The organism is Roseovarius sp. MS2, from assembly GCF_051447875.1.
Lineage (GTDB): Bacteria > Pseudomonadota > Alphaproteobacteria > Rhodobacterales > Rhodobacteraceae > Roseovarius > Roseovarius mucosus_A.
On record NZ_JBKHVF010000001.1, the window covers coordinates 2322500 to 2343275 of the forward strand.

The 20776-nt window shown below is 59.7% G+C and carries 32 protein-coding genes; 31 read left to right on the forward strand and 1 reads right to left on the reverse strand.

What is annotated here, in order from left to right:
- Window positions 1-9: 9 nt before the first annotated feature.
- The 24 genes from rplC to ACLGGT_RS11420 all read left to right on the forward strand — a co-directional run bounded on the left by rplC (window position 10) and on the right by ACLGGT_RS11420 (window position 12575).
- Entirely contained in the window at window positions 10-852 is an 843-nt protein-coding gene (gene rplC, locus ACLGGT_RS11305; RefSeq protein ID WP_008281868.1) for a 50S ribosomal protein L3, read from the forward strand.
- Entirely contained in the window at window positions 849-1466 is a 618-nt protein-coding gene (gene rplD, locus ACLGGT_RS11310) for a 50S ribosomal protein L4 (RefSeq protein WP_008281869.1), read from the forward strand. The genes rplC and rplD overlap by 4 nt, the downstream gene beginning before the upstream one ends.
- Window positions 1463-1759: a 50S ribosomal protein L23 gene (locus ACLGGT_RS11315; protein WP_008281870.1), complete on the forward strand. Its 297-nt coding sequence runs from the start codon at window positions 1463-1465 to the stop codon at window positions 1757-1759. Before rplD ends, ACLGGT_RS11315 begins: the two co-directional genes overlap by 4 nt.
- Before the next feature lie 190 nt (window positions 1760-1949).
- Window positions 1950-2708 (forward strand): class I SAM-dependent methyltransferase, encoded by a 759-nt coding sequence (locus tag ACLGGT_RS11320; protein WP_437196146.1) that lies wholly within the window; start codon window positions 1950-1952, stop codon window positions 2706-2708.
- Window positions 2709-2977: 269 nt separating this feature from the next.
- Window positions 2978-3820, forward strand: coding sequence for a 50S ribosomal protein L2 (rplB, locus tag ACLGGT_RS11325; protein ID WP_008281872.1), 843 nt, complete (start codon window positions 2978-2980; stop codon window positions 3818-3820).
- A 3-nt stretch (window positions 3821-3823) separates the two neighbouring features.
- Window positions 3824-4102 carry a 30S ribosomal protein S19 gene (gene rpsS, locus ACLGGT_RS11330; RefSeq protein ID WP_008281873.1) on the forward strand — a complete coding sequence of 93 codons (279 nt, stop codon included), beginning with the start codon at window positions 3824-3826 and terminating at the stop codon, window positions 4100-4102.
- Between the two features lie 3 nt (window positions 4103-4105).
- Window positions 4106-4486 carry a 50S ribosomal protein L22 gene (gene rplV, locus ACLGGT_RS11335; protein ID WP_008281874.1) on the forward strand — a complete coding sequence of 127 codons (381 nt, stop codon included), beginning with the start codon at window positions 4106-4108 and terminating at the stop codon, window positions 4484-4486.
- Complete coding sequence (gene rpsC / locus ACLGGT_RS11340; protein ID WP_437196147.1) at window positions 4486-5193, forward strand: 30S ribosomal protein S3; 708 nt, start codon at window positions 4486-4488, stop codon at window positions 5191-5193. Before rplV ends, rpsC begins: the two co-directional genes overlap by 1 nt.
- 13 nt (window positions 5194-5206) lie before the next feature.
- On the forward strand, window positions 5207-5620 hold the full coding sequence (gene rplP / locus ACLGGT_RS11345) for a 50S ribosomal protein L16 (RefSeq protein ID WP_008281876.1): 414 nt from the start codon (window positions 5207-5209) through the stop codon (window positions 5618-5620).
- Window positions 5621-5720: 100 nt separating this feature from the next.
- Window positions 5721-6341: a 2OG-Fe(II) oxygenase family protein gene (locus ACLGGT_RS11350; RefSeq protein ID WP_437196149.1), complete on the forward strand. Its 621-nt coding sequence runs from the start codon at window positions 5721-5723 to the stop codon at window positions 6339-6341.
- 209 nt (window positions 6342-6550) lie between these two features.
- Window positions 6551-6757 carry a cold-shock protein gene (locus ACLGGT_RS11355; protein WP_008281878.1) on the forward strand — a complete coding sequence of 69 codons (207 nt, stop codon included), beginning with the start codon at window positions 6551-6553 and terminating at the stop codon, window positions 6755-6757.
- A 166-nt stretch (window positions 6758-6923) separates the two neighbouring features.
- Window positions 6924-7502, forward strand: coding sequence for a hypothetical protein (locus tag ACLGGT_RS11360; protein ID WP_437196151.1), 579 nt, complete (start codon window positions 6924-6926; stop codon window positions 7500-7502).
- 229 nt (window positions 7503-7731) lie between these two features.
- Complete coding sequence (gene rpmC, locus ACLGGT_RS11365) at window positions 7732-7932, forward strand: 50S ribosomal protein L29 (RefSeq protein ID WP_008281879.1); 201 nt, start codon at window positions 7732-7734, stop codon at window positions 7930-7932.
- Between the two features lie 12 nt (window positions 7933-7944).
- Window positions 7945-8175 (forward strand): 30S ribosomal protein S17, encoded by a 231-nt coding sequence (gene rpsQ / locus ACLGGT_RS11370; protein ID WP_008281880.1) that lies wholly within the window; start codon window positions 7945-7947, stop codon window positions 8173-8175.
- Window positions 8176-8254: 79 nt separating this feature from the next.
- A complete protein-coding gene (rplN, locus tag ACLGGT_RS11375) occupies window positions 8255-8623 on the forward strand; it encodes a 50S ribosomal protein L14 (RefSeq protein WP_008281882.1) in 369 nt (122 codons plus the stop codon).
- Window position 8624: 1 nt separating this feature from the next.
- Window positions 8625-8936, forward strand: a complete 312-nt coding sequence (rplX, locus tag ACLGGT_RS11380) for a 50S ribosomal protein L24 (protein ID WP_008281883.1) — start codon at window positions 8625-8627, stop codon at window positions 8934-8936.
- Entirely contained in the window at window positions 8929-9492 is a 564-nt protein-coding gene (rplE, locus tag ACLGGT_RS11385) for a 50S ribosomal protein L5 (protein WP_081507828.1), read from the forward strand. Before rplX ends, rplE begins: the two co-directional genes overlap by 8 nt.
- Window positions 9493-9511: 19 nt before the next feature.
- Window positions 9512-9817: a 30S ribosomal protein S14 gene (rpsN, locus tag ACLGGT_RS11390; protein WP_008281885.1), complete on the forward strand. Its 306-nt coding sequence runs from the start codon at window positions 9512-9514 to the stop codon at window positions 9815-9817.
- Between the two features lie 13 nt (window positions 9818-9830).
- The gene (rpsH, locus tag ACLGGT_RS11395) at window positions 9831-10223 is read left to right on the forward strand and encodes a 30S ribosomal protein S8 (RefSeq protein ID WP_008281886.1); all 393 of its coding nucleotides are present in this window, start codon (window positions 9831-9833) and stop codon (window positions 10221-10223) included.
- Window positions 10224-10234: 11 nt separating this feature from the next.
- Window positions 10235-10768, forward strand: coding sequence for a 50S ribosomal protein L6 (gene rplF / locus ACLGGT_RS11400; protein WP_008281887.1), 534 nt, complete (start codon window positions 10235-10237; stop codon window positions 10766-10768).
- Window positions 10769-10779: 11 nt separating this feature from the next.
- Window positions 10780-11139 carry a 50S ribosomal protein L18 gene (rplR, locus tag ACLGGT_RS11405; protein ID WP_008281888.1) on the forward strand — a complete coding sequence of 120 codons (360 nt, stop codon included), beginning with the start codon at window positions 10780-10782 and terminating at the stop codon, window positions 11137-11139.
- 12 nt (window positions 11140-11151) lie between these two features.
- Window positions 11152-11718, forward strand: coding sequence for a 30S ribosomal protein S5 (rpsE, locus tag ACLGGT_RS11410; RefSeq protein WP_008281889.1), 567 nt, complete (start codon window positions 11152-11154; stop codon window positions 11716-11718).
- Between the two features lie 12 nt (window positions 11719-11730).
- The gene (gene rpmD / locus ACLGGT_RS11415; protein ID WP_008281890.1) at window positions 11731-11919 is read left to right on the forward strand and encodes a 50S ribosomal protein L30; all 189 of its coding nucleotides are present in this window, start codon (window positions 11731-11733) and stop codon (window positions 11917-11919) included.
- Window positions 11920-12137: 218 nt separating this feature from the next.
- Window positions 12138-12575 (forward strand): GFA family protein, encoded by a 438-nt coding sequence (locus ACLGGT_RS11420; protein ID WP_437196156.1) that lies wholly within the window; start codon window positions 12138-12140, stop codon window positions 12573-12575.
- Window positions 12576-12602: 27 nt separating this feature from the next.
- Here the strand turns inward: ACLGGT_RS11420 and ACLGGT_RS11425 are convergent, their stop codons facing one another.
- Entirely contained in the window at window positions 12603-13577 is a 975-nt protein-coding gene (locus ACLGGT_RS11425; RefSeq protein WP_437196158.1) for a glutathione S-transferase family protein, read from the reverse strand.
- 298 nt (window positions 13578-13875) lie between these two features.
- On the opposite strand from ACLGGT_RS11425, the gene ACLGGT_RS11430 reads away from it, so the two are divergent.
- The 7 genes from ACLGGT_RS11430 (at window position 13876) to cobM (ending at window position 20616) form a co-directional block, all read left to right on the forward strand.
- Entirely contained in the window at window positions 13876-14100 is a 225-nt protein-coding gene (locus ACLGGT_RS11430; RefSeq protein WP_081507831.1) for a DUF6732 family protein, read from the forward strand.
- Window positions 14097-15365 (forward strand): sirohydrochlorin chelatase, encoded by a 1269-nt coding sequence (locus tag ACLGGT_RS11435; protein ID WP_437196159.1) that lies wholly within the window; start codon window positions 14097-14099, stop codon window positions 15363-15365. Before ACLGGT_RS11430 ends, ACLGGT_RS11435 begins: the two co-directional genes overlap by 4 nt.
- 65 nt (window positions 15366-15430) lie before the next feature.
- On the forward strand, window positions 15431-16075 hold the full coding sequence (locus ACLGGT_RS11440) for a precorrin-8X methylmutase (protein ID WP_151978401.1): 645 nt from the start codon (window positions 15431-15433) through the stop codon (window positions 16073-16075).
- On the forward strand, window positions 16072-17283 hold the full coding sequence (gene cbiE, locus ACLGGT_RS11445) for a precorrin-6y C5,15-methyltransferase (decarboxylating) subunit CbiE (protein WP_151978403.1): 1212 nt from the start codon (window positions 16072-16074) through the stop codon (window positions 17281-17283). Before ACLGGT_RS11440 ends, cbiE begins: the two co-directional genes overlap by 4 nt.
- Before the next feature lie 53 nt (window positions 17284-17336).
- On the forward strand, window positions 17337-18038 hold the full coding sequence (gene cobI, locus ACLGGT_RS11450) for a precorrin-2 C(20)-methyltransferase (protein WP_437196161.1): 702 nt from the start codon (window positions 17337-17339) through the stop codon (window positions 18036-18038).
- Window positions 18029-19846, forward strand: coding sequence for a precorrin-3B C(17)-methyltransferase (gene cobJ, locus ACLGGT_RS11455; protein ID WP_437196163.1), 1818 nt, complete (start codon window positions 18029-18031; stop codon window positions 19844-19846). Before cobI ends, cobJ begins: the two co-directional genes overlap by 10 nt.
- A complete protein-coding gene (gene cobM, locus ACLGGT_RS11460) occupies window positions 19843-20616 on the forward strand; it encodes a precorrin-4 C(11)-methyltransferase (protein ID WP_437196165.1) in 774 nt (257 codons plus the stop codon). The genes cobJ and cobM overlap by 4 nt, the downstream gene beginning before the upstream one ends.
- Window positions 20617-20776: the final 160 nt, after the last annotated feature.

Consider the following 20776-nt stretch of genomic DNA (forward strand, 5'->3'; position numbering starts at 1 on the left):
GAGCAAGAGATGTTGCGCTCTGGTGTGATCGCGAAAAAAGTCGGCATGACCCGGCTTTTCCTCGAAGACGGCAAACAGGTTCCTGTGACCGTTCTTCAATTGGACAAACTTCAGGTGGTGGCACAGCGCACCCCTGAGAAAGACGGCTACACGGCCGTGCAACTCGGTGCGGGAACCGCCAAGGCCAAGCGGACGACGCAGGCCATGCGTGGCCACTTCGCCGCAGCCAAGGTTGAACCCAAGCGCAAGATCGCGGAATTCCGCGTAGCGCCTGAGGCCCTGATCAATGTGGGCGAGGAAATCACTGCTGACCATTACTTTGAAGGTCAGTTTGTGGATGTCTCGGGCACCTCGATCGGTAAAGGCTTTGCCGGTGCGATGAAGCGTCACAACTTTGGCGGTCTGCGGGCCAGCCACGGTGTGTCGATCAGCCACCGTTCGCACGGCTCGACCGGTCAGTGTCAGGACCCGGGCAAGGTGTTCAAGGGCAAGAAAATGGCCGGGCACATGGGGGCTGTGCGTGTCACCACGCAGAACCTTCAGGTCGTCAAGACCGACGCCGACCGTGGCCTTATCATGATCAAGGGCGCTGTTCCGGGGTCCAAAGGTGGTTGGGTGACGATCAAGGATGCGGTGAAAAAGCCGTTCCCCGAGAACGCCATTCTGCCCGCTGCTCTGCGCTCTGCTGCTGAAGAGGCTGCCAAAGCTGCTGAGGCTGCGGCCGCTGCCGCTGCGGCTGAAGCAGAAGCTGAAGCCAAGCGTCTGGCCGAAGAGGCCGCCGCCGCTGAGGAGGCTGCACTGAAAGAGGCTGAGGCCAGCATTCAGGCTGAGAAGAAGGAAGGCGAAGAATGAAACTCGACGTGATCAAACTGGACGGCGGGACGGCCGGCTCGGTCGATCTGGGCGAAGACATCTTCGGCCTGGAGCCGCGCGCAGACATCCTGCACCGCGTCGTTCGTTGGCAGCGCAACAAGGCGCAGGCCGGCACGCACAAGGTCAAGACCCGGTCGGAAACCAGCTATTCCACCAAGAAGATCTATCGCCAAAAGGGCACCGGCGGCGCACGCCACGGTGACAAGAACGCGCCGATCTTCCGCCATGGTGGTATCTACAAGGGTCCGACCCCGCGCAGCCACGCCCATGACCTGCCCAAGAAGGTTCGCGCGCTTGGTCTCAAGCACGCTCTCTCGGCCAAAGCCAAGGCAGGCGCGCTTGTCATCCTTGACGAGGCATCTTCGAACGGCAAGACGGGGGAATTGGCCAAGCAGGTCAAGAACCTCGGCTGGAAGCGCGTGCTGGTGATCGACGGCGCACAGGTGAATGCAGAATTCGCCCGTGCCGCAGCCAATATCGAGGGTCTCGATGTGCTGCCGTCGATGGGCGCAAACGTCTATGACATCCTCAAGCGTGACACGCTCGTGATCACCAAAGCGGGTGTCGAAGCACTGGAGGCTCGTCTGAAATGAGCGCGAAACCTGAACATTACGATGTGATCCGCAAGCCGATCATCACTGAAAAGGCCACTATGGTCTCGGAAAATGGGGCTGTGGTGTTCGAAGTCCACATGGACGCCAACAAGCCTGCCATCAAGGAGGCCGTTGAGGCACTCTTTGGGGTAAAGGTGACGGCTGTGAACACCACGATCACCAAGGGCAAGCAAAAGCGCTTCCGGGGTCAGCTTGGCCGTCGGAATGACGTCAAGAAAGCTTATGTGACCCTCGCCGAAGGCAACACGATCGACGTGACCACCGGTCTCTGATCGTGATTGGGTAACACCCACGCTACGAATTAAGCGTGAACCCCGGCTGCCGAGAGGTGGCCGGGGTTTCGCTTTTCACGGTCTTGTATGACCCTTGTGATCGCTTTTCGCTTGTCGAAAAGGGGCGACTTTCCTCTGGAATGCTGGCATTTATCTGCAAGTTGGCGGCGTTGCAGAGAGTAGGATCGACATGCAGCTTGAAATAGACATTGCCGCCGAGGCAATGGAGGATCGGATCGCGTCACTTAACCTTACCTGCTTTGATCGCGGCGATTATGTGAACCTGATCTTGCAGCGTTCTGAGGTGATGTTTGACCGGCCCAAATCGGGGCGGATCATCAAAGCCTGGCAGGAGGGCGACGATGCCCCGATCCAAGCCGTGGTGGATGAGATGGGAGACACGATAGCGCGTCGTGCGGCAGGCGTCATTCACGCCGAATACAAGTTAATCAAGAGCCTCCTACAGGATCTCAATCCCAAGCGGATCGCGGATATTGGCTGTGGCTATGGGTTTTTCGATCTCTTTGCGGCGCAGGATCTGGGGTGCAAGGTGCTCTTGATCGACTTAGAGGAGAACACGCATCGTCATTTCGGGTTCAACACCGAAGGTGCCGCCTATTCCTCGCTGAGCCGCGCCAAAGGGTTGCTCAAGGCGAACGGGATCAAGGCTGACAGAATTGAAACGCTCAATCCAATGACAAAGCCAGCTGAGACGGCCAAGTCCGTCGATCTGGTTGTCAGCTTTCTCTCCTGCGGGTTCCACTATCCTGTGGATATGTATCTGCCATTTCTCGACAAGGTTTTGCGTCCCGGTGGGGCTGCGATATTCGATCTGCGCCGGAGCACGGCGAAGGTGCAGGCCGAAAAGCTGGAGACGTTCGGCACACTGACAGATCTCGACTCGCCCCCGAAAACACGCCGTGTCATGCTGCACAAGGCTGATGCGTAAAATGCCAGAGGCACTGGACGAGGTGATGATCGGTCTGGGCCTTTGATCACTGGTGGTTTCCGCCTGTAAATCTTGGGCAAACCCCTTGACCGCGCATGTGGCCTCCCTTATCAGACCCCATCCGCAAGGCCCCGGATTCGTCCGGGGCTTCGCTGTTGTTCGCAAGGGCAACTCTAACCGGGGACCTACGGGGCCTCATACCTTGGCCACCCTCGGGGGCTATAACATAGGCGGGTTTACCTGCCGTAAGCAAACGGAAGACAGAAAGCATGGCACTCAAGTCGTATAAGCCGACGACGCCGGGCCAGCGTGGGCTGGTGCTGATCGACCGTTCGGAGCTGTGGAAAGGACGTCCGGTCAAATCTCTCACTGAGGGTTTGACCAAGAATGGCGGCCGGAACAATACCGGACGGATCACGATGCGTCGCAAAGGCGGCGGGGCGAAACGCCTCTATCGTATCGTCGATTTCAAGCGGACGAAATTTGATATCTCGGCAACCGTGGAACGGATCGAATATGACCCGAACCGGACCGCATTTATCGCGCTGATCAAATATGAAGATGGCGAGCAAGCCTATATCCTTGCACCGCAGCGTCTGGCGATTGGTGACAAGGTCATCGCGTCGGCCAAGGCCGACATCAAGCCGGGTAACGCGATGCCGTTCTCGGGCATGCCCATCGGCACGATCATTCACAACATCGAGCTTAAGGCCGGCAAGGGCGGGCAGATTGCGCGCGCCGCTGGCACCTATGCGCAATTCGTGGGCCGCGACGGTGGCTATGCTCAGATCCGTCTGAGCTCGGGCGAGCTGCGTCTGGTGCGCCAGGAATGCATGGCCACTGTTGGGGCCGTCAGCAACCCCGATAACTCGAACCAGAATTACGGCAAAGCGGGCCGTATGCGCCACAAGGGCATCCGCCCGTCTGTGCGTGGTGTGGTTATGAACCCGATCGACCACCCCCATGGTGGTGGTGAGGGTCGGACCTCGGGTGGTCGTCACCCGGTTACGCCTTGGGGCAAGCCCACCAAAGGCGCGCGCACCCGCAACAAGAACAAGGCGTCGCAGGATCTCATCGTGCGCTCGCGTCACGCCAAGAAGAAGGGCCGCTAACACATGGCACGTTCTGTATGGAAAGGCCCCTTTGTCGATGCCTATGTCTTGAAAAAGGCCGAGGCAGCGCGCGAGTCGGGGCGTAATGAAGTTATCAAGATCTGGTCGCGTCGTTCGACGATCCTGCCGCAATTCGTGGGTCTCACGTTTGGCGTCTACAACGGCCACAAGCATATCCCTGTCAACGTCAGCGAAGACATGATCGGTCAGAAGTTCGGTGAATATTCACCGACCCGGACCTATTACGGTCATGCCGCAGACAAAAAAGCGAAGCGGAAGTAAGTCATGGGCAAGGAAAAGAACCCCCGCCGCGTGGCAGACAACGAAGCAATGGCCAAGTTGCGCATGCTTCGTACCAGCCCGCAGAAGCTGAACCTCGTTGCCGCGATGATCCGTGGCAAGAAGGTCGACAAGGCGCTGACCGATCTCACTTTCTCGAACAAGCGCATCGCGCAGGACGTCAAGAAGTGTCTTCAGTCCGCAATTGCCAATGCTGAGAACAACCACAATCTCGATGTGGATGGTCTGATCGTGGCAGAGGCCTATGTCGGCAAGAACCTTGTGATGAAGCGGGGCCGTCCGCGTGCCCGTGGTCGCTTTGGCGCGCTGAAAAAGCCGTTTTCGGAGCTGACGATCAAGGTTCGTGAAATTGAGGAGCAAGCCTAATGGGTAACAAAGTCAATCCGATTGGCATGCGCCTTCAGGTGAACCGTACCTGGGATAGCCGCTGGTATGCCGACACCAAGGACTATGGCAATCTGCTGCTCGAAGATCTTGCGATGCGCAAGTTCATCGGCGAAGAGTGCAAACAGGCCGGGATCAGCCGTGTGATCATCGAACGTCCGCACAAGAAGTGCCGCGTCACGATCCACACCGCACGTCCGGGCGTGATCATCGGCAAGAAAGGCGCCGATATCGAGGGTCTGCGCAAGAAGCTGGCGGCAATGACCGCAAGCGAATTGTACCTCAATATCGTCGAAGTGCGCAAGCCCGAGCTGGATGCGGCCCTTGTGGGCGAGAGCATCGCACAGCAGCTTGAGCGTCGTGTGTCCTTCCGTCGCGCCATGAAGCGCGCCGTGCAGAACGCAATGCGCATGGGTGCTCTTGGTATCCGGGTCAACGTTTCGGGTCGTCTTGGCGGTGCCGAGATTGCGCGGACCGAATGGTATCGCGAGGGCCGCGTGCCGCTGCACACGCTGCGTGCGGACATCGACTATGCTCCCGTCGAGGCCACCACGGCCTATGGGATCATTGGTATCAAGGTCTGGATCTTCAAGGGTGAAATCATGGAGCACGATCCCGGTGCCCGTGACCGCAAGGCCCAGGAACTCCAGGATGGTCCCGCGCCCCGTGGCGCCGGCGGCCGCCGTTAAGGAGGAATGAAAGATGCTTCAACCAAAGCGCACTAAATTCCGCAAGCAGTTCAAGGGCCGGATCAAAGGCGAAGCCAAAGGCGGCTCTGATCTGAACTTTGGCACTTTCGGTCTCAAGGCCACCCAGCCCGAGCGTATCACCGCCCGTCAGATCGAGGCAGCTCGTCGTGCCATGACGCGCCACATGAAACGTCAGGGCCGTGTCTGGATCCGGATTTTCCCGGATGTACCGGTCTCGTCCAAGCCCACCGAGGTTCGGATGGGTAAAGGTAAGGGTTCGGTCGATTACTGGGCCTGCAAGGTCAAGCCGGGCCGGGTCATGTTCGAGATCGACGGTGTGAGCGAAGAGATCGCATTTGAAGCGCTGCGTCTGGCGGCGATGAAATTGCCGATCAAAACCCGCGTCGTGGTCCGCGAAGACTGGTAAGATCAGCGGGTTCACACCCGCCCTACGGATTGCCCCCGTGCGAGAGATCGCGCGGGGGTTTTTCTTTGCCACTTGCTTGGCACCACGCTAAGAGCGAGCCATGCCCAATATCGATTCCCTCTTCGTGACCCGCCTCTATCGTGCCGCCCTGAGCGAGCACGGACCTGCCATTGATGCCAAGGAATTGGAGGCGTCCTGCTATTCCATCGCCGAGGATGACGAGGCGGGGCAGGAGTGGTGCGACGAGAATGGATATCCCGGCTATACCTCTTATGCCTCGCTCAGCGACCTGCCGTGGCGGTTTCCGATCTTTGCCGATCTTGTCAAGGTGCTGGATGTCCATGTGGCGGCCTTCGCCCAGGATCTGGAGTTCGATCTCGACGGCAAGGAATTGAAGCTAGAGGACATATGGATCAACATCCTGCCCGAAGGCGGGATGCACGCCAGCCATATCCATCCGCATTCAGTGATTTCCGGCACAACCTATGTGGCGATGCCTGACGGCGCCAGCGCGCTCAAGCTGGAAGACCCAAGGTCTGCCCGGATGATGGCGGCCCCTGTCCGCCGCAAGGACGCGAGACAGGAATTGCGCACCTTTATCTACGCCAAGCCGGTGGTAGGGGATGTGCTGTTGTGGGAATCATGGCTGCGTCATGAGGTTCCGATGAACATGTCGGAAGACGACCGGATCAGCGTCAGCTTCAATTATTCTTGGAATTGAGGGTGCAAAAACACCCGTTTTCCGCCGAATCTAAGGTCTTTTGGGATTTCCCCTTGTAAAACGCGGCAAACTCCCCCATGTGCAGGGTGCTAACGTTATTCTATTTCGATCATCTGCTCCTCTAAACCGGCTGTCAGTATCTCGATCCAGACCGACCACGCCGCGACTGCCGCATTCCCGCGGGCAGCACTACCAGAGGAGACATCACGATGGCCAACGGCACCGTGAAATGGTTCAATTCCACCAAAGGCTTCGGCTTTATCGCGCCCGACAATGGCGGCAAGGACGTTTTTGTCCACATCAGCGCTGTTGAGCGCGCAGGCCTGACCGGCCTCGCCGACAATCAGAAAGTGACCTTCGACATCGAATCCGGCCGTGACGGCCGTGAGAGCGCGTCGAACCTCCAGCTCGCATAAGCGATCTGATCTGATGGGAACGGCCTCGGGGAAACCCGGGGCCGTTTCTATTTGGTGTGGGATAATTCAAGAGGCTGTATCGCCAAATAGCACGTGAGACTTGACGCGACTGATCAAGGGTTGTGAGGTGCTGAAGTTGTAAAAGTTAGTGTTCAAAGGAAGAACGGTGAAGCGTTCCACCACTTACGAGCTTGATCCGGGGCCGAAGCGCATTCTTTGGATCATCATATGGGCATGTGTGATCAATTTCGTGATCCATCTTTTCCCAATCTCATTGCTGAGCCTGTTTGATATTTATCCGTCTGATTTTGCGCAGGAGATCGCATTAGACCATACCGGGCAGCTTCAAGAAAAACTGAATAGGGCAAATGCTACCGTTGAAATGCTGATTGGCCTTGTCCTCCAGATGACGCTTGCAGCGTTGATGGTGGCTTGGGTTATGATCCGTGAGGTGTTTCGCGGTCTTGCTCGCGGATGGCAGGCCGTTGTTTTGAAACTGGATTGCTATGTGCTGCTCCTAGGTTTGAATGGTTTTTCATGGGGCCTCCTTATGGTTCTGATCCTAAAAGGTTTCGCCGCCTTTGAGGGATCGCGGTTGGGGAGTGCGCCACAGTTTACATTGTTTGCTGTCGCGGGCTTGGTCCTTTTATCTCTGATATTGGCCTTCGCATTTCTTGTAGATCCGGCGAAGGCGCAAGCCAATTTGTCAAATATGAGGGCGACGAGACGGGCGAATGGATGGTAAATGAAGCGAGAGTGTGGGCATAATAACGGTGACAAAGGGAAGGTCTGGTTCTTTATAACCAAGGATGTCCAAACTCCCCTTGCCCTCTGCTACCGCCTCCCGTATAGAGCCCCAATCCGCTTGCCCGGCCAGTCCGGGGATTCGGGTATTTGCAATTCATCCACCGGGTTTCGAGTTACCCTGAGCAAACCGTCAGGGGCTGGCCGGTGTTTTGAGAAAGGAAAAGGCGATGAACGCCAAGGAACTGCGTGACAAGACCCCGGATCAGCTCCGGGAAGAACTCACCAACCTGAAGAAGCAGCAGTTCAATCTGCGTTTTCGGGCGGCTACCGGCCAGTTGGAGAACCCCGCTCAGATGCGTATTGCCCGCCGCGACGCCGCGCGCGTGCTGACCATTCTGAACGAAAAAGCCAACGCGGCAGCAGAGTAAGGAGCCCGAGATATGCCCAAACGTATTCTTCAAGGGGTCGTGACCTCTGACGCAAACGCCCAGACCGTAACCGTATCGGTCGAGCGTCGTTTCAAGCACCCCGTGCTTCAGAAAACCATTCGTAAGTCCAAGAAATACCGGGCTCACGATGAGAACAACACGTTCAAAGTGGGCGATGCCGTTCGGATCATCGAATGCGCGCCCAAGTCCAAGACGAAACGCTGGGAGGTGCTGGAGGCATAAGCCTTTAGCGCCTTTTGGCATTAATCGAAACCCTGGGGACAAGGCAGTGCATCGCCCCCCATAGGTCGGGAGAAACCAAATGATCCAGATGCAGACCAACCTGGATGTTGCTGACAACTCCGGCGCTCGCCGAGTTCAGTGCATCAAGGTTCTGGGTGGTTCCAAGCGTCGATACGCATCCGTGGGCGACATCATTGTCGTCTCGGTCAAGGAAGCCATCCCGCGCGGTCGCGTGAAGAAGGGCGACGTCCGTAAGGCCGTCGTCGTGCGCACCGCCAAGGAAGTCCGTCGTGAAGATGGCACCGCCATTCGCTTTGACCGCAACGCCGCCGTGATCCTGAACAACGCAGGTGAGCCGGTTGGTACCCGTATTTTCGGGCCGGTCGTTCGCGAGCTGCGTGCCAAGAACTTCATGAAAATCATCTCGCTCGCCCCGGAGGTGCTGTAAGATGGCTGCTAAACTGAAAAAAGGTGACACCGTGGTTGTTCTGTCCGGCAAGGACAAGGGCCAAAAAGGCACGATCACCAATGTTGACCCGAAATCCGGCAAGGCCGTGGTTGAAGGCGTGAACATGGCGATCCGCCACACCCGTCAGAGCCAGACCAGCCAAGGTGGCCGCATCCCCAAGGCGATGCCCATCGACCTGAGCAATCTGGCGATTGTTGACAAGAACGGCAAACCGACCCGGGTTGGCTTCAAGATCGAAGGCGACAAGAAAGTCCGTTACGCCAAGACCACGGGGGACGTGATCGATGCTTGATACCGCAACCTATACCCCGCGCCTGAAAGCCCACTTCCGTGAGGCCATCAAGCCTGCTCTGAAAGAAGAGTTTGGCTACAAGAACGACATGCAGATCCCGCGTCTGGAAAAGATCGTGCTCAACATCGGCTGCGGTGCCGAGGCTGTGCGCGACTCGAAAAAGGCGAAGTCGGCTCAGGAAGACCTGACCACGATCGCTGGTCAGCGCGCTGTCGTCACCAAGGCCCGCAACTCCATCGCCGGTTTCCGCGTTCGCGAAGACATGCCGCTTGGGGCCAAGGTCACGCTGCGTGGCGACCGTATGTATGATTTCCTTGACCGTCTGATCACCATTGCGATGCCGCGTATCCGCGACTTCCGCGGGGTTTCGGGCAAGTCGTTCGATGGTCGTGGCAACTATGCCATGGGCATCAAGGAACATATCATCTTCCCCGAGATCAACTTCGACAAGGTCGACGAAGTTTGGGGGATGGACATTGTCATCGCAACCACGGCGAAGACCGACGCTGAAGCCAAGGCGCTGTTGAAGCATTTCAACATGCCCTTCAACAGCTGAGCCGGGGGAGGATAGATCTATGGCTAAGAAATCAATGATCGAGCGCGAGAAGAAGCGCCAGGTGCTGGTTGACCGTTTCGCCAAGAAGCGCGCCGCTCTGAAAGTGATCATCAATGACCAGAGCAAGCCGATGGAAGAGCGTTTCCGCGCCTCTCTCAAGCTTGCGGAACTGCCGCGCAACAGCTCGGCCACACGGCTGCACAACCGGTGCCAGCTTACGGGCCGTCCGCATGCGTATTACCGCAAACTTAAAGTGTCCCGGATCATGCTGCGCGAGCTCGGCTCGAGCGGGCAGCTGCCCGGCGTCGTGAAATCGAGCTGGTGAGGAGGTCAGAGATATGAACGATCCTATCGGCGATATGCTCACCCGTATCCGCAACTCGCAGATGCGTGGCAAGTCCACGGTGTTGACCCCCGCCTCGAAAATGCGCGTGCGCGTTCTCGATGTGTTGGCCTCCGAGGGCTACATTCGTGGCTATGAGATGACACAGGATGCCAATGGCCATCCTGCCATCGAAATCAGCCTGAAATACTATGAAGGCACGCCTGTCATTCGCGAAATGAAGCGGGTTTCCAAGCCCGGTCGTCGCGTCTATCTGGGCGTCGATGACATTCCGCAGGTCCGTCAGGGTCTGGGTGTGTCGATTGTCTCCACCTCCAAGGGTGTGATGTCGGATGCAGCCGCGCGCGCAGCCAATGTTGGCGGCGAAGTGCTCTGCACTGTCTTCTAAGGAGACCAGACATGTCACGTATCGGCAAGAAACCCGTTCCGCTGCCCTCCGACGTCACTGTGACGCTGTCGGGACAGAAGATCGAAGTCAAAGGCCCCAAGGCAACCAAGACCTTTACCGCGACGGATGATGTCACCATCACCATCGAGGAAAATGCGATCTCGGTAATGCCGCGCGGCAAATCCAAGCGTGCGCGCCAGCAGTGGGGGATGACCCGTACGGTCATCGCCAACATGGTGCACGGCGCTCGGGATGTCTTCAAGAAAGAGCTGGAAATCCGTGGTGTGGGCTATCGTGCCCAGATGGCGGGCAACGTGCTCAAGCTGAACCTCGGCCTCAGCCATGATGTCGATTTCCCCATTCCGGACGGTGTAACCGTGACCGCACCCAAGCAGACTGAGCTTGTGGTTGAAGGCACGGACAAGCAGCTCGTTGGTCAGGTCGCGGCAAATATCCGCGACTGGCGGCGTCCCGAACCCTACAAGGGTAAGGGCATCCGCTACAAAGGCGAGTACATCTTCCAGAAGGAAGGCAAGAAGAAGTAAGGACGCGACAGATGGCAAACAGCAAAAGAAAACTGTTCCTCAAACGCCGCCTGCGCGTTCGGAACAAACTCCGCAAGGTCAATGCAGGGCGCGTGCGCCTGAGCGTTTTCCGCTCCAACAAGAACATCAGCGTGCAGCTGATCGACGACGTCAACGGTGTGACGCTCGCGGCGGCCTCGACCCTCGAAAAGGATCTGGGCCTGGTGGGCAAGTGCAATGTCGAGGCGGCCACCAAGATTGGCACCGCGATTGCCGAGCGGGCCCAAAAGGCCGGCATCACCGAGGCCTATTTCGATCGGGGCGGCTTTCTGTTTCACGGGCGTGTCAAGGCAGTTGCCGACGCCGCGCGTGAAGCTGGCCTGAAGATTTAAGGAGACGAGAGAATGGCAAGAGAAGACAACCGCCGCGACCGTCGCGAACGCGAGGAAGCCCCGGAGTTCGCCGATCGTCTCGTCGCGATCAACCGTGTGTCCAAGACAGTCAAGGGCGGTAAGCGCTTTGGCTTCGCGGCGCTGGTGGTCGTGGGCGATCAAAAGGGCCGCGTCGGCTTTGGCAAAGGTAAAGCCAAGGAAGTTCCCGAGGCGATCCGCAAGGCCACCGAAGCTGCCAAGCGCGCAATGATCCGCGTGCCGCTGCGCGAGGGCCGCACCCTGCACCACGACATGGAAGGTCGCCATGGCGCCGGCAAAGTCGTGATGCGCACAGCTCCGCATGGTACCGGCATCATCGCCGGTGGTCCGATGCGCGCCGTGTTCGAGATGTTGGGCGTTCAGGACGTGGTCGCGAAATCGACCGGGTCGCAAAACCCCTATAACATGATCCGCGCCACGCTCGATGGTCTCCGCAAAGAGACCAGCCCGCGTATGGTGGCGCAGCGCCGTGGCAAGAAGGTGGCTGACATCCTGAAAAAGGGTGACGAAGCGCCGGTTGCTGAAGCGGCAGAAGCGTAAGGAACCGGACAAATGGCAAAAACCATCGTCGTCAAGCAGATCGGCAGCCCGATCCGCCGCCCTCAAGATCAGCGTCAGACCCTGATCGGTCTGGGCCTCAACAAGATGCACAAGACCCGCGAGCTCGAGGATACCCCCTCGGTGCGTGGCATGGTCAACAAGCTGCCGCATCTAGTTAAGATCATCGAAGAGCGCGGCTAAATCCGCTCTGGCTGGAGTATCCCAGCCCATCGCACAAAAGCGCCCCGGTCCAAAAGGATCGGGGCGTTTTGCATTTTGCGCCGCTGTCATCCTTTAGTCGCGTCCGACCAGAATCAGCGCCGGGCTCGGACGTGGAGCGTGATAGGTTCAGAGCCGGGGTTGAGCCGAGGGCTTTCGCCTTGGATCACCCATCCGCATCGCTTTGAGGAGGAAGGCCGATGTCTGACCAATGTTCTGGTGGTTGCGACCACATTCACACCCATACCAAACACGCGCCGATCGACAATCACACCTGCCACTGTTCCGTCTGCAAGAACGTCACAGGTCAAGACACCACGCATGTGGTGTTTTACAACCATGGTGATGTTGTTGCGGACAATGAGGCGGGGATGAAACGCCAGCCGTTCAATGCTAACAATCCCGATGGTCCGCTCGAGCTTTGCACTTGCGGGACGTGCGGCGCTCCCATCATGCTGGATGACAAGCAGCATCGCATCCGGGTGATCGTGCCCAATCTGATGGGCTATGGTGACCAGATCGGTGCCGCAAGCTATCATGCGTTCTATGATCCGGCCACAGGCGTACCCAAGCCCAGCGATGGCCGCCCAGTCTATGCCGCGCTGCGCCCTGATTTTGTCTGGCCGCAGTCATCCTGAGCCTTTTTGCCTTGGTCGGGGCGATGCTCAGCCCCGACCAAGTGGCGCATCAAAATCCAGCACCGGATTGATCGGGATGATCCGGTTGGGATTAATGGTGTCATGGCTATAGTGATAGTGGCGTACGATATGCTCGAAATTGACCGTCCCCGCCACGCCCGGCCATTGGTAAAGGTCGCGCAGATAGCCCCATAGGTTCGGATAGTCGACGATACGCGCCCGGTTGCATTTGAAATGCAAATGATAGACCGGATCAAACCGGATGAGCGTGGTAAAGAGCCGCCAGTCGGCCTCGGTCGCGTTGTCGCCCATCACGTAGCGGTGTTGGTCAAGACGGCCTTCGAGCCAGTCGAGACTGTCGAAAAGCGGGTGCACGGCGCTCTCATAGGCCTCTTGGCTGGTGGCAAAACCGGCCTTGTAAACGCCGTTGTTCACGGTGTCGTAGATACGCGCGTTCACAGGCTCGATGGCGGCGCGCAGATCTTTTGGCCAGAAATCGAGTGTGTTGCCGGTGATATCGTCAAAGGCAGAATTGAACATCCGGATGATTTCGGCGCTCTCGTTCGAGACGATGGTTTCACGCTCTGTGTCCCACAGGATGGGCACGGTGACACGACCGGAAATGTCGGGGTCGGCCTTGAGGTAGATGTCACGTGCGTAAGGCAGACCATAAAGACGGTCGCCGGTTGCACAGGGGAAATCGGTGCGAAATTCCCAACCCTCTGACAGCATATCGGGATGCACGATTGAGACGTCGATGTGATCTTCCAACCCTTTGAGCGCGCGAAAGATCAACGTGCGATGCGCCCAAGGGCAGGCCAGCGAGACATAGAGGTGATAACGCCCGCTTTCCGCCTTGAAGCCGCCGTCGCCCGAGGGGCCAGCCGTGCCGTCGGCGGTGATCCAGTTGCGGAATTTCGCGGTCGAGCGCACGAATTTTCCGCCCGTTGATTCGGTGTCATACCAAGTGTCTTGCCATTTACCGTTGACCAGTTGACCCATGTGATTACTCCTCTTTGGCATTAATCTAGGGGCATGGGCTGGCCCCAGTAATCCGCAGCACCGCGCAGCGCCCGTGCAGGGCTGCACATGTCGCGAACGGGGCCGGGGGCTTCGTTTCTTCGTTTGCAGCCTTGGGGCGCTGCGCCTATACACGGCCTATGACGAAGCCCGCAACCGGGCCGGAAAGGTGTGCACGGATCGGCTGACCCATGTCGGGGGCAGATCGCGCGTCGTCGGGGCCGTTTGGCCCGATCGCCCCTTTTCCCCCTGTTGCGCGACCGAGGATAAGGGGACTGCCATGCGACTTGCCACCATTCTGACCGCGCTCTTGAGCGGAACTGCCGCCTATGCCCATCCGGGTCATCTGGCAGAGGTTGCGGGGCATGGCCACTGGTTGGGAGCAGCCGCACTTGGGGCCGCGATTGCCATTGGCCTCTGGTCCGGTCTGCGCGCGCGCAAAGAGCGGGCAGAGACGCAAGAGAACGAAGAAGAGGCCGCCGACGAGGCGCCGCAGGAGGCATGAGCATGGTCAAGACGGGTGTGATGATCTGCGGACACGGGTCGCGCAGTCAATCGGCGGTGGATGAATTCAGCGTATTGGCGGATAAACTGCCGGGCTATCTGCCGGATGACTGGCTGATGGAATATGGCTATCTCGAATTTGCCAATCCGGTGATCCGTGACGGTCTTGACCGGTTGCGCGCGGCTGGCTGCGAGCGAATTCTGGCTGTGCCGGGGATGCTCTTTGCGGCGATGCATTCCAAAAACGATATTCCCACCGTGCTTAATACCTATGCCGCAACGCATGGTATCGAGGTGCGCTATGGTCGCGAATTGGGGGTGGACCCCAAGATGATCGCCGCCGCAGGGGCACGGATACGCGAAGCGATTGACCGCGCCAATGTGAAGTACGGCGAGGTTGGGGTGCATGACACGTGCCTTGTGGTGATTGGGCGCGGCGCGTCTGATCCCGATGCTAATGCCAATGTCGCCAAGATTGCGCGCCTTTTGCATGAGGGTATCGGCTTTGGCTGGTGCGAAGTGGGCTATTCCGGTGTCACCTTCCCGCTGGTCGAGCCATGCCTGCAACATGTGGTTAAACTGGGCTACAAGCGTGTTGTGGTGTTCCCCTACTTCCTCTTTTCCGGCATCTTGATAGACCGCATTTATGGCTTTACCGACCGCGTCGCCGATGAACATCCGGGCATGCAATTTGTCAAAGCAGGGTATTTGGGCGACCATCCCAAGGTGCTGGAAACCTTTGTCGAGCGTGTGACAGAGCAATTGAGCGCCGTGCCGCCCCCCAATTGTGGCACCTGTCAGTATCGCACGCAGATCCTCGCCATCGAGGGCGGCGCGGTGCAGCGGATCACGCCCGAACAGCGCGCCGCCTTGGCTGAGGCACGGGGCACCGGGCATCCGGCCTTTGGCGATGTGCCGCCGCCCACATGCGTCATGTGTAAATATCGCACGCAAATCCTGGGCTTTGAGGCCGAGGTTGGCGCTGTGCAAGAAAGCCATCACCACCATGTCGAAGGGCAGGGGGCCTCTGCGCCTGGCTCGAACGTGGCGGATTGCACGCTGTGCGACACCTTCTGCACCGGTCTGTGTCGGTTGGAGGCGCAGGCGAAGCATCACCACCATGACCATGATCACGGGCATCACCACCACCATGATCACGATCATCCCCATGACCACCATGACCATGATCACGACCATCACCACGCGCCCTATCCCCATGCCCGCCATCCGCATGGGCCCGAAAGCGCGCGGCGGACCAAGGCCTGACTGCGTTTCTTCTTGGTAAAAATACTCCCGCCGGAGGCTCCGACACCGGCCGCAATCGCAAAGGGTTGATTTTGCGCCCCTACGAAAAGAACCCCTCGGCCATCTATGAGATGAGCTTTGCCACGGTACGCCAAGAGGCGCGGCTGGATCGGTTTGGCCCAGGGATGGAGAGCCTTGCGATACGGCTCATTCATGCCTGTGGAATGGTCGAGGTGGCGGATCGGCTGGCGTTTTCCAGCGGGGCCTATGCCGCGGGCCATGCCGCCTTGCAGGCCGGTGCGCCCGTGTTTTGTGATTGCGAGATGGTTGGCGCCGGGATCATCCGCCGCTATCTGCCCTGCAACAATGAGGTGATTGTCACGCTGAACGATCCGCGGGTGCCGGGAATCGCGGCGGAGATCGGCAATACACGTTCAGCAGCGGCAGTTGAGTTGTGGGCAGAGCGGCTAGAGGGGGCCGTGGTCGCGATTGGCAATGCGCCCACGGCGCTTTTCCACCTTTTGGAACTGCTCGATCAGGGGGCACCGCGTCCGGCGCTGATCCTTGGCTTTCCTGTGGGATTTGTTGGGGCGGCAGAGAGCAAGGCCGAACTGGCAGACAATCCACGCGGCTGCGAATTTGTCGCTCTGCGCGGGCGGCGCGGCGGATCGGCGATGGCAAGTGCGGCGGTCAATGCGCTGTCTGCCGGTTTGCCGGAGGTGGGCGCATGACGGCCACTGCGGATCCTTGGCTGCATATTGTGGGCATTGGCGAGGATGGGATGGCCGGACTTTTGCCCGCAACCCGCGCCATTCTAGAGGCCGCAGAGGTGATCGTCGGCGGTGAGCGGCATCACCTTTTGTCCGAGGCTGTGACGGCAGAGCGGATCGCTTGGCCCTCGCCTTTCGACGCGCTGACAGGCCTATTGGCGGGATTGCGGGGGCGGCGCGTCGTGGTGCTGGCCACGGGCGACCCGCTCTGGTTCTCGGTCGGCGCGCGCATCGGGCGGTCTTTGCCCCCCTCCGAGATCGTGTATCATCCGCAGCTTTCGGCCTTTCAACTGGCGGCCGCGCGCATGGGCTGGAGCATGGCGGACCTTGAGACATTGACGGTGCATGGGCGCCCCGTCGAGCAGATGATCGCGTTTATTCAACCTGATGCCCGGCTTTTGATCCTGACCACGGGGGCTGAAACGCCCGCACAGATTGCGCAGTTTCTGACCGAGCGGGGGTTTGGACAATCGCGGATGACAGTGCTGGCCAATATGGGCGGGGCTGAGGAGGCGCGGTTTGACGGGCTGGCCGAAAGTTGGGCGCATGTGGTGCCGCCTTTCAACACGCTGGCCGTCGACTGTGTGGCCGCCCCTGATGCCGCGCTGATGCCACGGGTGCCGGGGCTGGCGGATGACCTCTTTCAGCATGATGGCACGATGACCAAGCGTGAGGTGCGGGCCGCCACGCTGGCCAAGCTGATGCCGATGCGCGGCGCGCTACTGTGGGACATCGGCACCGGCTGTGGTTCGGTTGCGGTGGAATGGATGCGCGGCGCGCGCTATGCCCGCGCGATCGGGATCGAGCCGCGCGCGGATCGGCGCGCGATGGCGGCGGCGAATGCCTTGGCACTTGGTGTGCCACGGTTGGAACTGATCGAAGGCCGCGTGCCCGAGGCATTGGACGGTCTCGAGGCACCTGATGCAGTTTTCATCGGTGGCGGGCTGACCGAGGCGGTGTTTGACGCCGCTTGGGCCGCGTTGCGCCCCTTGGGGCGGCTGGTGTGCAATGCCGTGACGCTCGAGAGCGAGGCGGTGCTGGTGGCGCTCTACAAGCGACACGGTGGCGAATTGGTCAAGTTGCAAATCAGCCGGGCCGAACCGGTGGGGGGCTTGACCGGCTGGCGACCCCTTATGCCGGTCACGCAATGGAGCCTGGTGAAGCGATGAACGGTGGGCGTCGGATTTGAGTAGTTCTGGAACGATGAAAGGCAGGGTCTCGCATGGCCGGTAAGCTTTATGGCGTGGGCCTTGGGCCGGGGGACCCCGAGTTGATGACGCTGCGGGCGCATCGGCTGATTGCTGGCGCGACAGTGGTGGCCTATCCGGCATTGGCGGGCGGCGAGAGTTTCGGGCGGGCGATTGCCGCGGGCGCAATTGCGCCGGGCGCACGCGAGATCGTGATGGATGTGCCGATGAGTGTCGAGCGCGCTCCGGCGCAGGCGGCATATGATCGGGGAGCCGCGGAAATAGCTGACGCGCTTGACGGGGGCGACAATGTGGTGTGCCTCTGTGAAGGCGACCCCTTCTTTTATGGCTCGTTCATGTATCTCTTTGCTCGGCTGAGCGGGCGCTACGAGGTCGAAGTCGTGCCCGGTGTCACCTCGATCGCCGCTTGTGCGGCGCGGGCGGGGCGACCATTGGTGGCGCGCAACGAGCGCTTGACGGTGTTGCCCGGCCCCTTGCCCGAGGCCGAGTTGCGGGCGCGGATCGAAGGGGCCGAGAGTGTCGCCATCATGAAGGTGGGGCGGCATCTGGCCAAGATCCGGGGGGTGATCGAAGGTTTGGGCCTGACTGCCGAGGCTGTCTATGTCGAACGCGCGAGCCTTGCCGAGGAAATTGTCTGCCCCTTGGCGCAAGCACCGGAAAAGGCACCATATTTTTCAATGATTCTGCTCACGAAAGGGGCCGATCCATGGCTGTGAGACCTGTTGTTCTGGCGCTGAGCCGGTCGGGTGAAGCCGTCGCGCACCGTGTAGCCGCGTTGATTGACGGCGATGTGCATGGGCGCGACGGGCGAGTAGACCACGCCGCGGCGTGGTTTCCCAATGCGCTGGATCACGCGCGCGATCTATTTGCCGCCGGGGTGCCGGTGGTGGGGGTTTGTGCCAGTGGCATCTTGATCCGGGCGGTGGCGCCGCTCTTGAGCGACAAACGCGGCGAGCCGCCGGTGGTGTCGGTCAGTGACGACGGGGCGGTTGTGGTGCCGCTCTTGGGCGGGCACCGGGGGGCCAATCGGTTGGCAACGATGATCGCCGAAGGGTTGGGGGCCGTGGCGGCGGTGACGACGGCGGGCGATGTGGCGATGGGCGTGGCGCTCGATGCGCCCCCTCTGGGTTATCGGCTAGCCAATCCCGGCGACGCCAAGGCGGCGATGGCGGCGATGTTGGCGGGTGAGGGCGTCAGGGTCACGGGAGAGAATATATTTGATATCAATGATGTAGGGGGCGCTGTCGAATTGGCAGTGACCGAAGCGCCGGTGGTGGGCAATGATCGGCGGCTGGTCTATCATCCGCAGCGCTATGCGCTTGGCCTTGGCTGCGCGCGTGGATGCGCGACCGAGGAACTGTGGGATTTGGTCTGTCGGACGCTGGAGGAGAGCGGGATTGCACCGGGGGCGATTGCTTGTGTGGCGTCAATTGATCTCAAGGCCGATGAGGCGGCGATGAATGCGGTGGCGCGGCGCTTGGGTGTGCCGTTTCGCCTGTTCTCGGCGGCAGAGTTGGAAGCCTATGCCGGGCAGTTGGCGAACCCATCCGAGGTGGTCTTTGCCGAGGTCGGATGCCATGGCGTGTCCGAGGGGGCGGCGCTGGCGTGTGGTGGGCAACTGATTGTAGAAAAACGGAAAACTGCCAATGCAACCTGTGCGCTGAGCCGCTCTGAGGCGGTCATTACAGAGATGCCGGGGCGGGCGCGGGGACGGTTGAGCGTGCTGGGTATAGGCCCCGGTCAGGCAAGCTGGCGGACACCGGAGGTGTCGCGGCTTGTGGCTGAGGCGGATGAGTTGGTGGGCTATGGCCTTTATATCGACCTGCTAGGACCCTTGGCGGCGGGCAAGAGTCGCAGCGATTTTCCGCTGGGAGGCGAGGAGGCGCGGTGCCGATATGCGTTGGAACAGGCGGGGCAGGGAAAGAGTGTTGCGCTAATTTGTTCAGGAGATGCAGGTATTTACGCGATGGGGGCGCTGGTTTTCGAGCTGCTCGATCGAGGGCCGGAGGCGCAAGGCGTGAGTGACGCGGCGCGGCGGGTTGAGGTTGTGTGCTCGCCCGGTGTGTCGGCGCTTCAGGCGGCGGCGGCGCGGGCGGGGGCCCCGCTTGGGCATGATTTTTGCACGATTTCGTTAAGTGACCTATTAACGCCGCGCGAAGATATCATTCGGCGGTTGAATTCTGCGGCAGAGGGCGATTTTGTGATCGCTTTCTATAATCCGGTATCCAAAACGCGGCGCACTTTATTGTCCGAGGCGCGGGATATTTTGCTCAAACACCGCCCGGCGGATACACCTGTGCTGTTGGCAAGCTCGCTGGGGCGACCGGAAGAATCCTTGCGTTACAGGCGTTTGGTCGATTTGCAGGTGGATGAGGTGGATATGTTAACGGTGGTGCTGGTGGGGTCGTCCAACAGCCGTTTGGCGCAGTTGGGCGAAGGGCCGCGCATGTTCACGCCGCGCGGCTATGCGCGCAAGATTGATGGTGATCTGGCTGAGGTCAGAACAGGAAAGGCATTGAAATGACTGTCTATTTCATCGGCGCAGGGCCGGGTGATCCGGAGCTTTTGACCAAGAAGGCAGAGCGCATCATCGGGCAATGCCCCGTGTGCCTTTACGCCGGGAGCCTTGTGCCAGCCGAGGTTGTGGCCGGTGCGCCCGAGGGCGCGCTGGTGATGGACACCGCGCCGATGACGCTGGAGGATACCCATGCGGTCATTTTAGACAGCCATACCAAGGGCTTGGACGTGGCGCGGGTGCATTCAGGCGATCCGTCACTCTATGGTGCGATTGCGGAACAAATTCGTAAACTTCGGGCGGATGGGATTGATTATCAGATCATTCCGGGGGTTCCGGCCTATGCGGCGGCGGCGGCGGCACTGGGGCAGGAATTGACCGTGCCGGAAATCGCGCAAAGCATTGTTTTAACACGGGTTTCCATGAAGTCCACGTCGATGCCAGAGGGTGAGACGCTGGAGAATTTCGCGCGCACCGGGGCGACGCTGGCGATCCACCTTGGTATCCGTAACCTACGGGAAATACACAGAATTTTGGCACCTTACTATGGTGATGACTGCCCCGTTGTGGTGGCCTATCGCGTGGGGTGGCCGGATCAGATGTTTATCCGGGGCACGCTTGCGGATATCCACGCCAAGGTTCGCGCCGAGAAAATCACCCGTACTGCCTTGATTATGGTAGGAAAAGTTCTGGGCGAGATTACCGATTTCAAGGATAGCGCGCTCTATGATCCGGTCATGCCGCATGTGTTGCGGCCTAAGGTGGTGGCGAAGGCCTAGACCTTACGATTCGTAAGGTTTGTAAGGGGATTTTGTAAGGTCGGCGTTTTTCTTCGCGCGGAACAAGGCCGAAGGCCGCCGCGCGATCGCCGACCCGCCCCCCGGGGCGGCGATTGGCTGAGGTTTTGGCACCCACGGACGTAGGGCAGGCTTTGCCGAG